Genomic DNA, 16,143 nt, shown 5'->3' on the forward strand with positions numbered 1-16,143 from the left:
TTAAACAGCTCACCCAGAAGGACACACACCATGAAAACCCTGACCGCACTGTTCGCCGCTACCGCTCTGACCCTGACCGCCGGCCTTGCCCAGGCTGATGTTCGTCCGGACCAGATCGAAGGCCTGCTCAAATCCGGCGCCGTAAAGCCATTCGACCAGCTCAACGCCGCCGCCCTGGCCAAACACGCCGGCGCCAGCATTAACGATACCGAGCTGGAGCACGAAAACGGCGTGCTGGTTTACGGCGTCGACCTCACTGACACCGCCGGTAAAAAGTTTGAAGTGAAGCTCGACGCCAAAACTGGCGCAGTGCTGGAAGACAAACTGGACAACTGAGTCGATTAAAAAAGCCGCGCCCTCTATTAGAGTGGCGCGGTTTTTTTATGGGCGCTCGTCGGCTATCTGTAGTAAATGCCTGCATACGGAGAATGAAATTACACGCGGCGCGCGCAAGATCGTTAAAATCCCCCGCATTGGCCTGGGCACAACGCTCACCCCCTGCGTACCGAGATTGACTGCATGGAGCAAAAAGCCGCCGACATCGCCACCATTGGCCGCATCAGTGCCGTACCCGCGATGCTCAAGGTGATCAGTGACATGACCGGCCTGCGCTTTGCCGCTGTGGCGCGGGTGACGGACAAACACTGGACGGCGTGCGCAGTGCTCGACAACCTGGACTTCGGCTTGGGCATTGGCGGTGAGCTGGACCTGACCACCACTATTTGCCACGAAATTCGCAGCTCGCACGTGGCCGTGGTGATCGACAAGGCCAGTGAAGACCCGATTTACCGCGACCACCACACCCCACGGGTGTACAAATTCGAAAGCTACATTTCGGTGCCGGTGTTCCGCACCGACGGGCGTTTTTTCGGCACCATTTGTGCACTCGACCCTAACCCTGCGCAACTGCGCAACAGCACGATCCTGTCGACCATGGAATCGTTTGCGCGAATGCTCTCGCTGCAGATTGAAGCCGAAGAAGCCTCGCAGCACACCGAAGCGCAATTGCACGAAGAACGCGGCACCGCCGAGCTGCGTGAGCAATTTATTGCCGTGCTTGGGCATGACTTGCGCAACCCGCTGTTCGCCATCAACTTCGGCGCCGAGCGCTTGCTGCGCAAACACCCAACCCCGGAAACGGAAGCGCTGGTGCGCCATATCCTCGCCAGTAGCCGGCGCGCCTCGCAGTTGGTCGAAGACGTGCTGGACTTCGCCCGCGGGCGCATGGGCAACGGTATTCCGCTGAATATGGGCGATTGCCACGGCCTCCAAGATGCGTTGCTGCACGTGGTATCCGAGGTGCAAAGCGTGCACCCGCAGCGCGTGATTCATGCGCAAATCGGCAATCTTCAAGGGGTAAAAGGTGACCGCGAACGGCTTGCGCAGTTGCTTTCCAACCTGGTCGCCAATGCCATCCACCACGGCAGCCAGGACGGCCCCGTCGATGTTACCGCGCAGGTCGAGCGCGACCACTTCACACTGACGGTCAAAAACGCCGGGCAAATCAGTCAACAAGCCTTGCCGCGGTTATTCGAGCCCTACGCGCGTACCGTCTCGGGTACCCCCCAAGCCGGTTTGGGCTTGGGGTTGTACATCGTCAAGCAGATCGCCAACGCCCACGGCGGTGAATTGAGCGTGTCCACCCACGAGCGGCACGGCACGGTATTCAGCTTCACGCTGGCAACGGCCTGATCAGGCGCCCAAACGCGCCATCACCTCGTTCAACTCACCCGACAACCCGCGCAGGTTGACGCTGGCCGCTTCCGTGCGTTGCGCCAGGCTGCGCACCTCATCGGCCACCACGGCGAACCCTCGGCCTGCTTCGCCTGCCCGAGCCGCTTCAATGGCGGCGTTAAGCGCGAGCAGGTTAGTCTGTTCGGCAATCGCGCGAATGACTTCAAGCACCTTGCCGATGCGCACGCTGTCGGTTTCGAGGCGGCGAATGATTGGTCGGTGCGGTTGAATTGCTCCTGGGTGCCGCTCGCCATCTGCCCGGCAATCGAACTCAACTCAGCGCTGGCGCTGACCAAGTCGGTAGTGCTGCGCTGCAAGCGGCTGAAGGTCTCGCTGAGGAAGTCACGCAGGGCGGTTCTTAATGCCTTGAATCGACCGCGCCAGAGGCTTCTTGACCGCCCGGTGACGAACGGTCAATAAATTGTCACCAAACAGAAATAAATTGAAAACTGTCATAAAATTGTCAAATTACCTTGCAATCATGCGCAGACGCGAACCTGTGAAACGTCCTACAGGCGCTTTCTCTGCGAGCCTCCATGAACCACAGCATCGACCTCGGCCATCAGGATTCCGATCTGTTTGGCCTGCTTTACGGTTTTCGTTTTCGGCCCGGTGAAAAAGCTGAGCAGATTGACTCTGCCACTGCGCTGGCGGCCTTGCAGGGGCCGCAAGACCCGGAAGAGTTCCTGTGGCTGCACCTGAACCTGGCCCACGCCGCCTGCGAGCGCTGGATGAAAGCCCACCTGTCATTGCCCGAAGAGTTCTTCGAAGCGTTGCACGAAGGCTCACGCTCCACGCGTATTGAACACGTTGATGCGGCCTTGCTGGCGGTGGTCAACGACGTGGTGTTCAACTTCAGCAGCATGGTCTCGTCGGATATTTCCACGCTGTGGGTGTGCGCCCGCAGCCGCTTGCTGGTGAGTGCGCGCCTGCAACCGTTGCACTCGGTGGATAAGTTGCGCTCGTCGGTGAAAGCCGGTGAACGCTTTCGCTCGCCGCTGGAATTGCTCGTGCATTTGTTGCGCGATCAGGGTGAGGTACTGACGCAGATCGTGCGCAAGACCAGCATCAGCGTCGACCAAATCGAAGACCAATTGCTGTCCTCGCGCCTGTCCACCAACCGCGCCGAACTCGGTGCCGCGCGCCGGGTGCTGGTGCGCCTGCAACGCTTGCTGGCGCTGGAGCCGGGCTCGTTGCTGCGCTTGCTTAACCGCCCACCGCAGTGGCTGCAAAAGGAAGACGTGAAGGAGTTGCGCAAATCCACCGAGGAGTTTGCGCTGATCATCAACGACCTGATGGCCCTCGGTGAGCGGATCAAACTGTTGCAGGAAGAGATCGCCGCCAACCTCAACGAGCAAAGCAACCGCACGCTGTTTACGCTTACGGTGGTGACGGTGCTGGCGTTGCCGATCAATATCATCGCCGGTTTTTTCGGCATGAACGTCGGCGGCGTACCGCTCTCGCAAGACCCGGAAGGCTTTTGGATTCTGGTGGCCCTGGTCGCGACGTTTACTGTGATTGCCGGACGCTGGGCCTTCCGTAAACGCAAAGACTATTGACCCTGTGGGAGCGGGCTTGCTCGCGATAGCATCAACTCGGTCTGCCTGATGCACCGAGGTGCCTGCATCGCGAGCAAGCCCGGCTCCCACACAGGCTGGCTTGCCAGCAGCCACTTTGATTGCATCCTGAGGCTAGCCCTGAGGGGCTTTTATGCACCAACGGCGCACCCAATCGACCAAACCCTGATCTGTCGCAGCTTTTCTGTAACATTTTGCAATGATCATCGATAGCGTCCTCATCACATTGGATGCTCCGGCATGGCCACCCCTTCTCTGACTGCCGCCAACACCGCGTCACAGACTGACCCCAAACCGCGACTGGACAAGAAACCCAGCCTGGTGACGGTGATCGTTTTCTTCGCCGTGCTCGCCATGGGCCTGTTGTTTACCGCCTACAGCCTGATGCACGACGTGCACGAAATGGGCGCCCAAGTCACCACGTGGACGCCGTTTCTGTTGCTCGGTGTGGCGCTGTTGATTGCGTTGGGCTTTGAGTTCGTCAACGGTTTCCACGACACCGCCAACGCGGTCGCGACGGTGATTTACACCAACTCGCTGCCGCCGCATTTTGCGGTGGTATGGTCGGGCTTTTTCAACTTCCTCGGGGTGCTGCTGTCCAGCGGCGCCGTGGCGTTCGGCATCATCGCCCTGCTGCCGGTCGAGCTGATTTTGCAGGTGGGTTCATCGGCCGGGTTCGCGATGATCTTCGCCCTGCTGATCGCCGCGATCCTGTGGAACCTCGGCACGTGGTGGCTGGGGTTACCGGCGTCGTCGTCGCACACGTTGATCGGCTCGATCATCGGCGTCGGCGTGGCCAATGCCTTGATGCACGGGCGTGATGGCACCAGCGGTGTGGACTGGGGCCAGGCGACCAAAATTGGTTACGCACTGCTGCTGTCGCCGCTGATCGGTTTCGTATTTGCCGGTTTGCTGTTGCTGGCGCTGCGCGCGTTTGTGAAAAACCGCTCGCTGTACAAGGCGCCAAAGGGCGAGACCCCGCCGCCTTGGTGGATTCGCGGCATGCTGATCGCGACCTGCACCGGCGTGTCGTTTGCGCACGGCTCCAACGATGGCCAGAAAGGCATGGGCCTGATCATGTTGATTCTGGTCGGCACCCTGCCGATGGCGTATGCGCTGAACCGCACCATGCCGGCCGAGCAATCATTGCAGTTTGCGGCGGTGGCCGAAGTGACTCAGGTGGCGCTGGTAAAAAGCGCGCCAAGCGTATTGCAGGGCGACCCGCGACCGATCCTTTCGACCTACGTGCGCACCAAGCTCCCCACCCCGGAACTGGTGCCGGCCCTCGCCGCCCTCGCCGGCAAAATCGGTGACGAAGTAAAAGGCTACGGTTCCCTGGCGAAAGTGCCTGCCGAGGCAGTAGGCAACGTGCGTAACGACATGTACCTGACCAGCGAAACCATTCGCCTGATGGACAAGGACAAGGTCGGCAACTTCGACACCGACACGCAAGGCAAGCTGCAACTGTTCAAGCAACAGATCGACAATGCCACGCGCTTTATTCCGCTGTGGGTGAAGATCGCCGTGGCCATCGCTTTGGGACTGGGCACCATGGTCGGCTGGAAGCGCATCGTGGTGACGGTCGGCGAGAAGATCGGCAAAACCCACCTGACGTACGCCCAAGGCGCCTCGGCCGAGATGGTAGCGATGCTGACCATCGGCGCGGCGGATATCTATGGGTTGCCGGTGTCGACCACCCATGTGCTGTCATCGGGTGTGGCCGGCACCATGGTCGCGAATGGCGCAGGGTTGCAGATGAAGACCATCCGCAACCTGCTGATGGCCTGGGTGCTGACGTTGCCGGCGGCGATTGTGTTGTCGGGCAGCCTGTACTGGCTGTTCACAAAACTGTTCTGATTATGGGGCTTGGATTATCTGTGGCGGGTACACCGCTATCGGGAGCAAGCCCCCTCCCACAGTTTGATTGGTTGTGTGTCAGTGATTGAACAGCCCGGCCATGGTTGTGTGTCAGTGATTGAATAGTCCGGCCATGGCTTTGAGCCGTCCTAACTTCAGGCAAGCTTTGCCGGCGGCTCAACACACAGCTCAAAAATGTGGGAGGGGGCTTGCTCCCGATGGCGGTGTTTCAGTCAGCTTATTTGTAACAGGTACACCACTATCGGGAGCAAGCCCCCTCCCACAGTTTGACTGGTTGTGTGTCAGTGATTGATTAGTCCGGCCATGGCTTTGAGCCGTCCTAACTTCAGGCAAGCTTTGCCGGCGGCTCAACACACAGCTCAAAAATGTGGGAGGGGGCTTGCTCCCGATGGCGGTGTTTCAGTCAGCTTATTTGTAACAGGTACACCACTATCGGGAGCAAGCCCCCTCCCACAGTTTGACTGGTTGTGTGTCAGTGATTGAACAGCCCGGCCATGGCTTTGAGCCGTCCTAACTTCAGGCAAGCTTTACCGGCTGCTCAACACATTGCTCAAAAATGTGGGAGGGGGCTTGCTCCCGATTGCGGTGTTTCAGTCAGCTTATTTGTGGCAGGTGCACCACTATCGGGAGCAAGCCCCCTCCCACAGTTTGGTCGGTTGTGTGTCAGTGATTGAACAGCCCGGCCATGGTTGTGTGTCAGTGATTGAACAGCCCGGCCATGGCTTTGAGCCGTCCTAACTTCAGGCAAGCTTTACCGGCAGCTCAACACATTGCTCAAAAATGTGGGAGGGGGCTTGCTCCCGATGGCGGTGTTTCAGTCAGCTTATTTGTGGCATGTGCACCACTATCGGGAGCAAGCCCCCTCCCACAGTTTGATTGGTTGTGTGTCAGTGATTGAATAGTGCGGCCATGGCTTTGAGCCCTCCTAACTTCGGGCTAGTTCTACCGGCGGCTCAACACATTGCTCAAAAATGTGGGAGGGGGCTTGCTCCCGATGGCGGTGTTTCAGTCAGCTTATTTGTGGCAGGTGCACCTGCTATCGGGAGCAAGCCCCCTCCCACAGTTTGGTTGGTTGTGTGTCAGTGATTGAACAGTTCGGCCATGGCTGTGCACGCTTCTAACTTCAGGCAAGCTTTGCCGGCGGCTCAACACACGGCTCAAAAATGTGGGAGGGGGCTTGCTCCCGATGGCGGTGTTTCAGTCAGCTTATTTGTAACAGGTGCACCACTATCGGGAGCAAGCCTCCCTCCCACAGTTTGATTGATTGTGTGTCAGTGATTGAACAGCCCGGCCATGGCTTTGAGCCGTTTTTTGTAGACCCGGCGCGCTTCGAGGGCTTCTTCCAGGGTTACTGGCACAAACCCCGCGCGCTGGTTTGGCTGCATCTGCCCGATCAGGTCCAGGTCGGCGCTGATCACCGTACCAATCATGGCGTAACCACCGCCCGACACGGCATCGCGATGCAACACGATCGGCTCCAGCCCGGCGGGCACTTGGATTGAGCCGATCGGGTAGCAACTGTCGACAATATTCGAGGGGTCCGAACCCGCGCCAAACGGTTGCTCGCGAGGCTCAAAACTCAAGGCGCTGCCGCCTTTGAAGCGATAGCCGATGCGGTCGGCCTCGGAACCCACTGTCCACGGTTCGGCAAAAAAGCTGCTCTTTGCTGCAGCGGTCAGCCGGTCGTAATACAGCCCCGGCACGACGCGCAGGGTCACATCGCCGCCGACCGAGCGACGCAATGCCATCGGCAAACTGTTGCCCGCACGCCCCTGCCCGCTGGCTTCGCCGATGGGCAACTCATCGCCTTCCTGCAAGCGCCGCCCATGAAACCCGCCGAGCGCACCGAGCGTGTAGGTCGAGCGACTGCCCAGCACCAGCGGCACATCAATGCCCCCAGCCACGGCGAGGTAAGTGCGCGCGCCCGCTCTGGGAAACTCAAACCGCAGCACCTGCCCGGCGCGCACCTGGAATGCGGTGTCCTGGTGCACCACTTCGCCGTCCAGGCGCGGCGACATCAATGCGCCGCTGAGCGCCACCAGCGCGTCTTGTTGAAACGCCAGCTCCGGCCCGATCAAGGTGCATTCCAAACCGGCTGCGCCGGGCGGGTTACCCACCAAGAGGTTGGCCGCACTCAAGGCATACGGGTCCAGCGCGCCCGACGGCGGGATGCCCAAGTGGTAATACCCTTCGCGGCCGAGGTCCTGCACGGAGGTGGCGAGGCCGGGTTTAAGCACCTTGATCATGCCAGCGCCTCCTGCAGGGTTTTCGGATAGCCGACAGGGTCGGCGAGAAAGTCGTCGAGGGAAAATTCCACCGGGCGAATGCGCAAGTCGAAACGCCCCGCGTCCACCTCGGCAACGGCCAGGTCATAGGCGTCACGGTCGATCGGTTTGAACTGCACGATGTCACCGGGGCGAAAGAACACCATGTGCGCCTTGAGGTACGCCAACTGCTGCGCCGGGTCGTAGATCGGTGCCGGGGTCACGCCAAACATTTGGTAACCACCGGCGCCGCGCACCGAATAGATACAGCCAAAACAGCCGCCATGCCCCAGGGTCAACTTGGGCGTGTCGGTGCGCGGCCGCAGGTATTTGGGCACCTGCAATTGCCGTTCACGCTCGACCATCTGGAACATGAACGGCAACCCCGCCACAAAGCCGACCATCGACACGAACCACGGCGCGCCGCTGTGCGCGGCGATAAACGCGTCGACGTCGGCGAGGCCGTTGATGCGCGCGGCGTATTCCAGATCAGTGCCTGTGGGGTCTTGATGACGGTCGCGAAAACGCATCAGGGTTTCGTGGGTCCACGGGTCGTTGTACAGCACCGGAATTTCGATGATGCGCGTGTGCAAGGTGCGTTCAGCCACGGCCTGCGCTTCGGCGCTTTGCACGGCATCGAGCAGCACATGCGGCGCAATGCGGTCGGGGTCGAAGCGAATCTGGAACGACGCGTTGGCCAGGCACACATCCAGCACGCCTTCGAGCGCCAGGCGTTCCACGGCGCGAGTCACGGCCATGCCTTTAAAAAAGGCCTCCAGCGACATGCTCTCGCTGACCTCGGCAAACAGGTGTTCATCACCGCCGAAGCTATAGCGGATGGGGGATGTCTGGGCCATGTCTGTTCCTCTTGGAAGCATTCTAGAAAGGCAGGCAAACAGTGCGGTGTCGATGTTTTTCGATGTTTTTATTCTGCAGTTCTGACGTCAATGCCCGCCAAGTCCAAGGCCTCGCGGGTGGCCTCTACCAGTTCCAGCGCGCCTGGGGTGTCGCTGTGCAGGCAGATGGAATCGAATTCGATAAACAGGTCTTCGCCTTCAACGGTGCGCACCAACCCGGCCTGGCAAGCGCGCAAAACTCGCGCCGCGACAGTGGCCGGGTCCAGCGCGCGCACGTTGCGGGTAAACACGATGGAGCCGCTCATGTCGTATTCACGGTCGGCGTAAAACTCGCGCACCACCGGTTGCCCCAGCTCTTTGGCGATGCGCCAGATCACCGAGTTGGGCATGCAATACAGCAACAGCGTCGGTTCGATGATTTGCAAGTTTTGCACCAGCAACCGCGCGGCGTCTTCATCGCGGGCCAGGTGCATGTAGAGCGCGCCGTGCGGCTTGATGTGTTGCAGGGCGACGCCTTGCGCACGCGCGATTTCACGCAGCGCGCCGAGTTGGTAGAGGATGTCGTCCACCAGTTCCTGAGGCGGCGCATTCAGGTGCCTGCGGCCAAACCCCACGAGGTCGCGAAACCCCGGATGCGCACCGATGGCCACGCCGAGCTGCTTGGCGCGCTCGACGGTACGGCGCATGGTGCCGGGGTCGCCGGCGTGGAAGCCGGTGGCGATGTTCGCCGAGCTGATATAGGCCATCAGCTCGGCGTCGACGCCATCGCCGATGGTCCAGGGGCCGAAGCTTTCGCCCATGTCTGAATTGAAATCCACTGACTGCATCGAGGTCGCTCCGCCAAAGATGATGCTCGAAAGTAGGCTGGCGCTTGACCCCTTGGGAAGATCTATTATCAGATAGCCCATCTTCTGAAAATCAGATAAAGCTACAGAGAGCGATCCCACGCGGAGCGTGGGAACGAGCAGCGAAGCGCGGGAACGAGCAGCAAAGGCGCGCAGTGCGTGGAGCCATCAGTTGGGAGAGTTGGATGTCATTGACCTTGCGCCAAATTCGCTACTTCGTCGCCACCGCTGAAATCGGGCAGATTTCCCAGGCGGCGATTCACCTGAACATCTCGCAGTCGGCGGTGACCACGGCGATCAAGGAATTGGAGGCCATGCTCGGCGTGCAGTTGTTCGTGCGCTCGGCGCAGGGCATGAACCTGAACGACGCCGGGCGGCATTTTCTCAACCGGGCGTATGTGATCCTGCGCAGCGTCGACGACGCGTTGAACAGCCCGCTGCCGGATTACCGCGCCAGCGGCGTGCTGCGTATTGCTGCCAGTTACACGGTGCTCGGCTATTTTTTGCCGCACCACTTGCAGCGCATGGAACACTGGCACCCGGACGTGAGCATCGAGGTGTTCGAGCAGGAACGCCAGGCCATTGAGCACGGCCTGCTCGACGGCCAGTTCGACATGGCCGTGGTGCTGACCGCCAACCTCACTCACGCGGATATTGTCTCGGAAATCTTGTTCAATTCGGAACGCCGCCTCTGGCTGCCGAGCCATCACCCGTTGTGCGAGCGCGGCGCGGTGAGCCTGGCGGATGTGGCGCAAGAGCCGTACATTTTGCTCACCGTCGATGAAGCCGAACACAGCGCCATGCGCTATTGGGAACAGGCCAGGCAAACGCCCAAGGTGCGGCTGCGCACCAGTTCGGTGGAGGCGGTGCGCAGCATGGTCGCCAATGGCAGCGGCGTGGCGATTCTGTCAGACCTGGTTCACCGGCCTTGGTCGCTGGAAGGCAAACGCATCGAAACCCTGACCGTCACCGACCCGGTCACACCGATGAGCGTCGGCCTGGCCTGGCACCGCGAGCGGGCGTTTACCCCGGCCATGCAGGCGTTTCGGGATTACTTCCACGACGCCTTCCTGGCGCCGCAACAGTTGTCGGCGCGACGTTAGAGCTGCGATTGCAAGGTGGCGGCCAGCCAGTCCATAAACACCCGCACCCGCTGTGGCAGGTGCCGTTGCCCGGCGTACAGCAACGACACGTCCAGCGCTGGCGCCGGGTAGCCCGGTAACACCGCTACCAGCTCGTCGCTGTCGAGTAAGTCACGCATCCCCAACACCGGCACCTGGATAATGCCGAAGCCGCCCAGGCACGCCGATTTGTACGCATCGGTGCTATTGACGGTGACGCGCCCCGCCATCGGCACGCGGTGCACCTTGTTGCCGAGCTGGTATTCAAACCCCGCCGAGCGCGAACCCAACGGGCGCACGTAATGCACCAATTGATGGTTCGCCAGGTCGGCCAGCGTCTCGGGCCGGCCATAACGCTGCACGTATTCGGCGCTGACACAGTTGATCATCGGCATGCTGCACAGCAGCCGCGCCACCACCGACTGGTCCGGTTGCGCGCCGACCCGCAGCACGCAATCAAAACCTTCGGCGAGCAGGTCGACCTGGCGGTCGGTGGTGCTGATCTCCAGCTCGATCAATGGGTGCGCCTGCATAAAGTGCGGCAGGCGCGGCAAGATCAAATCCCGCGCCATCACGTTGGGCATGTCGACGCGAATGCGCCCGTTGAGTTGCGCTTCGTCCTGGCGGAACAGGCCTTCAAGTTCCTCCATGTGCGCCAGCACATCTTTGCTGCGCTCGTACAAAACCCGCCCGTCCTGAGTGGCCTGCACCTTGCGTGTGGTGCGCTGCAACAGCCGCGCGCCGAGCAATTCTTCGAGCGCCTGCACGTGCTCCGACACGGTCGAGCGCGGCAGCCCGAGGCTCTCGCCCGCTTGGGTAAAACTCGACAGCTCAGTGACCCGCACAAAGGTGCGCAGCAGTTCCAGTTTGTTCATGGGATTGTTCGCCTTATCCGGCCAGTGATTCCGATAGCGCCCTGTTTATCACGTTAGGAGCGGACAAATACACTGCGCCCCACCACCACTCACAGGGAAATACACCATGACTCGCAAAATCGCACTGATCACTGGCGCCAGCCGCGGCCTGGGCAAAAGCGCCGCACTGCACCTGGCGGCACACGGCGTCGACATTGTTGGCACTTACCACAGCAAGGCCGACGAAGCGCAGGCGCTGGTGGCGCAGATCGAGCAGTTGGGCGGTCGCGCGGCGATGCTGCAGTTGGACGTGAGCCAAAGCGCAACCTTCGCGGGTTTCGGTGACGACGTTGCCCGCGTGCTCAAGGAGGTTTTCGCACAGGAGCATTTCGACTTTCTGATCAATAACGCCGGTATTGGCATTCACGCAAGCTTCGCCGAAACCACCGAAGCGCAGTTCGATCAGCTGCTGGCGATCCAGTTCAAAGGCCCGTTTTTCTTGACCCAAAAGCTCTTGCCGCTGATCCGCGACGGTGGCCGCATCCTGAATATTTCCAGCGGCCTGGCACGCTTCAGCCTGCCCGGCTACGCCGCCTATGCCGCCATGAAAGGCGCGATGGAAGTGCTGACCCGCTACCAGGCCAAGGAGCTCGGCGCGCGCGGCATCAGCGTTAATATTCTGGCGCCTGGCGCGATTGAAACCGACTTCGGCGGCGGTGCCGTGCGCGACAATGCCAACCTCAACGCCATGGTGGCAACGAACACGGCGTTGGGCCGCGCCGGCTTACCGGACGATATTGGCGGGGCGATTGCCAGCCTGCTCGCCGACGGCAGCCACTGGATTACCGGGCAGCGGATCGAGGCCTCGGGCGGCATGTTTTTGTAAGCGCTTTTCGCGCAATACGTCATAGCCCCAGTGATACACATAGGTGTACGGCAGGAAAAACAGCAGCACACCTATGTCCAGAATAAACGCCTGCATCAGGCTGATGTTCAGCCATGCGGCTATCAATGGCACGCACACCAGGATCAGGCCGCCTTCGAACAACGCGGCGTGCAGCACGCGCGTCCAGCCATTGTTGGCCAGCTGCAGGCGCGCCTTCAGGCGGTCGAACAGGCCGTTGAAAATCACGTTCCAGGCCAATGCCATCAGGCTGATCGCCAGGGTGACCATGCCCATTTCCAGGGCGGGCTTGCGCATGATCCACGCCAACAACGGGGTGCAGATCAGCAACGCCAGCGCCTCAAAACCAATGGCTTGGCAAACGCGTTCAGTAATCGATTTGGTAGGGCTCATGACCCGGCTCCGTGAGTGAAGAGGGTTGCCATCATTACCCGCAGGCTCGATACTTCATAACCAATAACCATCGATCAAGGCGATAGTCATGGCCTCCCACGAAGTGCTGCAGGCGTTTGTGCAGGCCGCGACTCAAGGCTCGTTTTCGGCGGCGGCGCGCAAGCTGGGCAAAAGCCAGTCGACCATCAGTGCGGCGGTGGCCAGCCTGGAGATTGACCTCAACGTGGTGCTGTTTGATCGCAGCAGCCGCAAGCCGACACTCACGCCCGCTGGCCATGTGTTGTTGCAACGGGCCGAGCAGGTGCTGGAGGCCAGCAGCCGGCTTGAACTGACGGCGAGCCAATTGTCACAAGGCCTGGAGCCGAAACTGACCGTTGCGATGTCGGACACTTACCAGTCCGACCGTTTTGAAATCGCGCTTAAAGCCTTTGAGCAACGCTACCCGGACCTTGAGCTGGAATGCCTGATCGCCGAGTGCGAAGACTTGATTGCGCTGGTGCAGAGCGGCCGAGCGCAGGTGGCGTTTATCGAGCAACAGGGCAGCTACCCACCCGACCTCACCGGTTCGCCAGTCGAAGAACGCACGGAAATCGCCCTGTTTGTCGCGCCGCAACACCCGCTGGCCAGCCTGAAAAACCTCACCGCGTACACCTTGCAGCAGCACCGCGAGCTGCGCCTGGCGAGCATCATTAACCCGAACGAAACCCGTGCCAGCGGCCGTGTGTGGTCGGCGCCGAGTTATTTGATGCTGATGGAAATGGCGCAACTGGGCTTCGGCTGGGCGCCGTTGCCACGCTGGCTGGTGGAGCGCTTCGATGGCGGCCGCCTGGTCGAACTCAAGGCGCGCGGTTGGCCGTGCTCGGTAGCGGTCGATGCACTGTGGTCACGGCATCACCCGCCGGGGCCGGCAGGGAGCTGGTTACTCGGCAAAATGCTGGAATAAGGCGTCCGCTGAAAAACACTATCGCCTTGGGCAAACCGGCTAGAATCCGCGCACCTTTGTAGGATTTCGGATGCGCCACCGATGGAAACCCGCCTCGTCCCTTATGAGACGCTGAGCCCTGTGCAAAAGCAGCAGCTCGACGTGCTGCAAGTGCACCCCGAGCAACTGGGGTTTTCCGGCGATATTTATTGCGCGCTGAACAGCTTGTTGGTCAACCCCAGCCCCGGCATCAAGGGCTTCGTCCTGCTCGCCGAGGACATTCCGGTGGCGTTCCTGCTACTCAAACGCCCACCGTGCCTGCCGCATTGGGCCGACGAACAGAGTGCCACGCTGCACGCGTTGCAGGTGGATCGACATCAACAGGGCCGTGGCTTCGGCAAAGCCTGCCTGCAGGCGCTGCCCGAAGCGGCGCGGCAAACGTGGCCGCAGATCCAGGCGCTGGAGTTGTCGGTGGACACCGACAATGTGGCGGCGATGAGCTTGTACCTGAAGGCCGGGTGGGTGGACTGCGGGGAGGCCTATAAGGCGCGGGTTGGGTATGAGCGCCGGCTGACGCTCGCATTGGGGCGAGCGGGCACGCCCGCCCGCGCGCCACAAAACTCCTTGGGCCAGTAAGCAACAACAGCCCACTGGCCAAAAGCAGGTCGCCCAAGCTGTGGCGTTACCTGGCTTCAATCGGCAACCAGACCTCTACCGTCCCGGTGCCCTTCTTCCCGTCAAAATCTGCGCTGTAGCGCTCGAAATCCGCCCCGGCCACCTTGTAGCCCGAGTGCGGCAACCACTCGAACATGATGCGTTCGTAGGTCTGCGCAAGCGCCTGCACCGCGCCGTAGTGCGGGAACACTGCGTAGTGATGCGGCGGGATTTCGATGTATTCGAAGTTGCTCGGCACGTCGCCTTTGGCGGGTACTTCAACCCCGGCCATGTAATCAAATTCGTCATGGTGGGGGTTATGGCACACGCCATACGTCACGCCGCCGACACGCTTTTTGATGTCCTTGATGCAGGTATCAAACAATTCCCACAACTTGGGAATATCACCCACGGTGGCCTTTGAATAACGCCCTTGTACACCGGCAATCACCAAGGCTTTGCCGTCTTCCATGCGCGGCGCTAACGGTTGTTTTGTCTGCTGATCCATCTGAACAGTCTCCTTCTTGTTAGGGCACAAACCCGTACCGAGTATAGGGGCAAGTGCGCGCTGTACTCCAAGCAGAAATTTTGCTGTGCCATCTGGACAACTGGCCATCATCGACCGTATTGTCAGCCCCGCAGGCCACCGCAGTGGCCGACGTCGCTCGGACGGTTCCGGGCGCTTACGTATTCTTGAGGCAACAATGGCTAACCAAGGTTTGCCGCGCCGCTTTGCGCGCATCGATCGACTCCCCCCTTACGTGTTTAATATCACTGCCGAGCTGAAGATGGCTGCGCGTCGGCGCGGCGAAGACATCATCGACTTAAGCATGGGTAACCCTGACGGCCCCACGCCACCGCATATCGTCGAGAAAATGGTCACCGTCGCCCAGCGTGAAGACACGCACGGCTACTCCACGTCCAAGGGTATTCCGCGCCTGCGCCGGGCCATTTCGCGCTGGTACAAGGACCGCTATGCAGTGGACATCGACCCGGAAACCGAAGCCATCGTGACCATCGGTTCCAAGGAAGGCCTGGCGCACTTGATGCTGGCTACCCTGGACCAGGGCGACACGGTTTTGGTGCCGAACCCCAGCTACCCGATTCACATCTACGGTGCGGTGATTGCCGGCGCCCAAGTGCGCTCAGTGCCGCTGGTGCCCGGTGTGGACTTTTTCGACGAGCTGGAACGGGCGATTCGCGGGTCGATTCCCAAACCCAAGATGATGATTCTGGGCTTCCCGTCCAACCCGACCGCGCAGTGCGTGGAGCTGGATTTCTTCGAGCGGGTGATCGCCCTCGCCAAGCAATACGACGTGCTGGTGGTACACGATTTGGCCTACGCCGACATCGTTTACGACGGCTGGAAAGCCCCCTCGATCATGCAAGTGCCCGGCGCCAAGGACATTGCGGTGGAGTTTTTCACCCTGTCCAAGAGCTACAACATGGCTGGCTGGCGCATTGGTTTTATGGTCGGTAACCCGGAGCTGGTCAATGCGCTGGCGCGGATCAAGAGCTACCACGACTACGGCACCTTCACCCCGCTGCAAGTGGCGGCGATTGCCGCGCTGGAAGGCGACCAACAGTGCGTGAAAGACATTGCCGAGCAGTACCGTCAGCGCCGCAACGTGCTGGTAAAAGGCCTGCATGAGTTGGGCTGGATGGTCGAAAATCCAAAGGCATCGATGTACGTGTGGGCAAAAATCCCGGAGGCGTATGCCGCCATGGGCTCGCTGGAATTTGCCAAGAAGTTGCTGTTGGAAGCCAAGGTGTGTGTGTCGCCGGGGATTGGCTTTGGTGAGTATGGCGATGATCATGTGCGCTTTGCGTTGATCGAGAACCAGGACCGGATTCGCCAGGCGGTGCGCGGTATTCGCGGGATGTTCAGGGCAGACGGGTTGATTGCCAAAGCCTGAGCCGATGCAACTGTGGAACTGCATCTTTGATGTAGCGCTGTGGCGCGGCGAGCGGGCTTGGGGTGTTCTTTAGGTTGGGTATATATCCGGTATTGGGTTTATGGCTTGTATCGGTTTCGCTTTTACAGCCAGCCCTTTCAAGGTCTTTTGAGCTTAGCTGCCTTGAGTACCCGATCCGTCGACACGTGAGCATTCGCGGCTTTGCCTTCCAGCCACTCTTTGGG

The 16,143-nt window shown here is 60.5% G+C and carries 15 protein-coding genes and 1 pseudogene; 9 read left to right on the plus strand and 7 right to left on the minus strand.

The window, feature by feature from the left end; translation table 11 throughout:
• Positions 1–30: 30 nt before the first annotated feature.
• Both AO240_RS13290 and AO240_RS13295 read left to right on the plus strand, forming a co-directional pair.
• A complete protein-coding gene (locus tag AO240_RS13290) occupies positions 31–336 on the plus strand; it encodes a PepSY domain-containing protein (RefSeq protein ID WP_099236869.1) in 306 nt (101 codons plus the stop codon).
• A gap of 183 nt (positions 337–519) precedes the next feature.
• Positions 520–1,692 carry an ATP-binding protein gene (locus AO240_RS13295; RefSeq protein WP_099236870.1) on the plus strand — a complete coding sequence of 391 codons (1,173 nt, stop codon included), beginning with the start codon at positions 520–522 and terminating at the stop codon, positions 1,690–1,692.
• A gap of 48 nt (positions 1,693–1,740) precedes the next feature.
• Here the strand turns inward: AO240_RS13295 and AO240_RS28545 are convergent.
• Positions 1,741–1,914, minus strand: a pseudogene (locus tag AO240_RS28545) (methyl-accepting chemotaxis protein); the annotation flags it as partial.
• A gap of 356 nt (positions 1,915–2,270) precedes the next feature.
• Here AO240_RS28545 and AO240_RS13305 point away from each other — a divergent pair.
• Together AO240_RS13305 and AO240_RS13310 are read left to right on the plus strand one after the other, a co-directional pair.
• Positions 2,271–3,293, plus strand: a complete 1,023-nt coding sequence (locus AO240_RS13305) for a transporter (protein ID WP_099236871.1) — start codon at positions 2,271–2,273, stop codon at positions 3,291–3,293.
• 258 nt (positions 3,294–3,551) lie between these two features.
• Positions 3,552–5,168, plus strand: coding sequence for an inorganic phosphate transporter (locus AO240_RS13310; protein ID WP_099236872.1), 1,617 nt, complete (start codon positions 3,552–3,554; stop codon positions 5,166–5,168).
• Positions 5,169–6,460: 1,292 nt separating this feature from the next.
• Here the strand turns inward: AO240_RS13310 and AO240_RS13315 are convergent.
• From AO240_RS13315 to AO240_RS13325, 3 genes are all read right to left on the minus strand, one after another.
• Complete coding sequence (locus tag AO240_RS13315; protein ID WP_099236873.1) at positions 6,461–7,435, minus strand: biotin-dependent carboxyltransferase family protein; 975 nt, start codon at positions 7,433–7,435, stop codon at positions 6,461–6,463.
• Positions 7,432–8,310 carry an allophanate hydrolase subunit 1 gene (locus AO240_RS13320; protein ID WP_099236874.1) on the minus strand — a complete coding sequence of 293 codons (879 nt, stop codon included), beginning with the start codon at positions 8,308–8,310 and terminating at the stop codon, positions 7,432–7,434. The genes AO240_RS13315 and AO240_RS13320 overlap by 4 nt, the downstream gene beginning before the upstream one ends.
• 68 nt (positions 8,311–8,378) lie before the next feature.
• Positions 8,379–9,137, minus strand: coding sequence for a 5-oxoprolinase subunit PxpA (locus AO240_RS13325; protein WP_099236875.1), 759 nt, complete (start codon positions 9,135–9,137; stop codon positions 8,379–8,381).
• Positions 9,138–9,340: 203 nt separating this feature from the next.
• Here AO240_RS13325 and AO240_RS13330 point away from each other — a divergent pair, with 203 nt between their 5' ends.
• Positions 9,341–10,258 (plus strand): LysR family transcriptional regulator, encoded by a 918-nt coding sequence (locus tag AO240_RS13330; RefSeq protein WP_099236876.1) that lies wholly within the window; start codon positions 9,341–9,343, stop codon positions 10,256–10,258.
• Here AO240_RS13330 and AO240_RS13335 read toward each other — a convergent pair.
• Complete coding sequence (locus AO240_RS13335; protein ID WP_099236877.1) at positions 10,255–11,151, minus strand: LysR family transcriptional regulator; 897 nt, start codon at positions 11,149–11,151, stop codon at positions 10,255–10,257. The genes AO240_RS13330 and AO240_RS13335 overlap by 4 nt on opposite strands.
• A 106-nt stretch (positions 11,152–11,257) precedes the next feature.
• Between AO240_RS13335 and AO240_RS13340 the strand changes: the two genes are divergently transcribed.
• Positions 11,258–12,016 carry an SDR family NAD(P)-dependent oxidoreductase gene (locus AO240_RS13340; RefSeq protein ID WP_099236878.1) on the plus strand — a complete coding sequence of 253 codons (759 nt, stop codon included), beginning with the start codon at positions 11,258–11,260 and terminating at the stop codon, positions 12,014–12,016.
• On the opposite strand, the gene AO240_RS13345 is transcribed toward AO240_RS13340, so the two are convergent.
• Positions 11,915–12,427 (minus strand): multidrug/biocide efflux PACE transporter, encoded by a 513-nt coding sequence (locus tag AO240_RS13345; protein ID WP_099236879.1) that lies wholly within the window; start codon positions 12,425–12,427, stop codon positions 11,915–11,917. The two genes, AO240_RS13340 and AO240_RS13345, sit on opposite strands and share 102 nt — an antisense overlap.
• 88 nt (positions 12,428–12,515) lie before the next feature.
• Here AO240_RS13345 and AO240_RS13350 point away from each other — a divergent pair, with 88 nt between their 5' ends.
• Both AO240_RS13350 and AO240_RS13355 read left to right on the plus strand, forming a co-directional pair.
• A complete protein-coding gene (locus tag AO240_RS13350) occupies positions 12,516–13,370 on the plus strand; it encodes a LysR family transcriptional regulator (protein ID WP_099236880.1) in 855 nt (284 codons plus the stop codon).
• 81 nt (positions 13,371–13,451) lie between these two features.
• Positions 13,452–13,985 carry an N-acetyltransferase gene (locus AO240_RS13355; protein ID WP_099236881.1) on the plus strand — a complete coding sequence of 178 codons (534 nt, stop codon included), beginning with the start codon at positions 13,452–13,454 and terminating at the stop codon, positions 13,983–13,985.
• 46 nt (positions 13,986–14,031) lie between these two features.
• Here the strand turns inward: AO240_RS13355 and AO240_RS13360 are convergent, their stop codons facing one another.
• Positions 14,032–14,511 carry a GyrI-like domain-containing protein gene (locus tag AO240_RS13360; protein WP_099236882.1) on the minus strand — a complete coding sequence of 160 codons (480 nt, stop codon included), beginning with the start codon at positions 14,509–14,511 and terminating at the stop codon, positions 14,032–14,034.
• 196 nt (positions 14,512–14,707) lie between these two features.
• Between AO240_RS13360 and alaC the strand changes: the two genes are divergently transcribed.
• Positions 14,708–15,919, plus strand: a complete 1,212-nt coding sequence (gene alaC, locus AO240_RS13365) for an alanine transaminase (RefSeq protein WP_099236883.1) — start codon at positions 14,708–14,710, stop codon at positions 15,917–15,919.
• Positions 15,920–16,143 lie beyond the last annotated feature (224 nt).

This window comes from Pseudomonas sp. ICMP 460 (genome assembly GCF_002723595.1).
GTDB lineage: Bacteria > Pseudomonadota > Gammaproteobacteria > Pseudomonadales > Pseudomonadaceae > Aquipseudomonas > Aquipseudomonas kitaguniensis.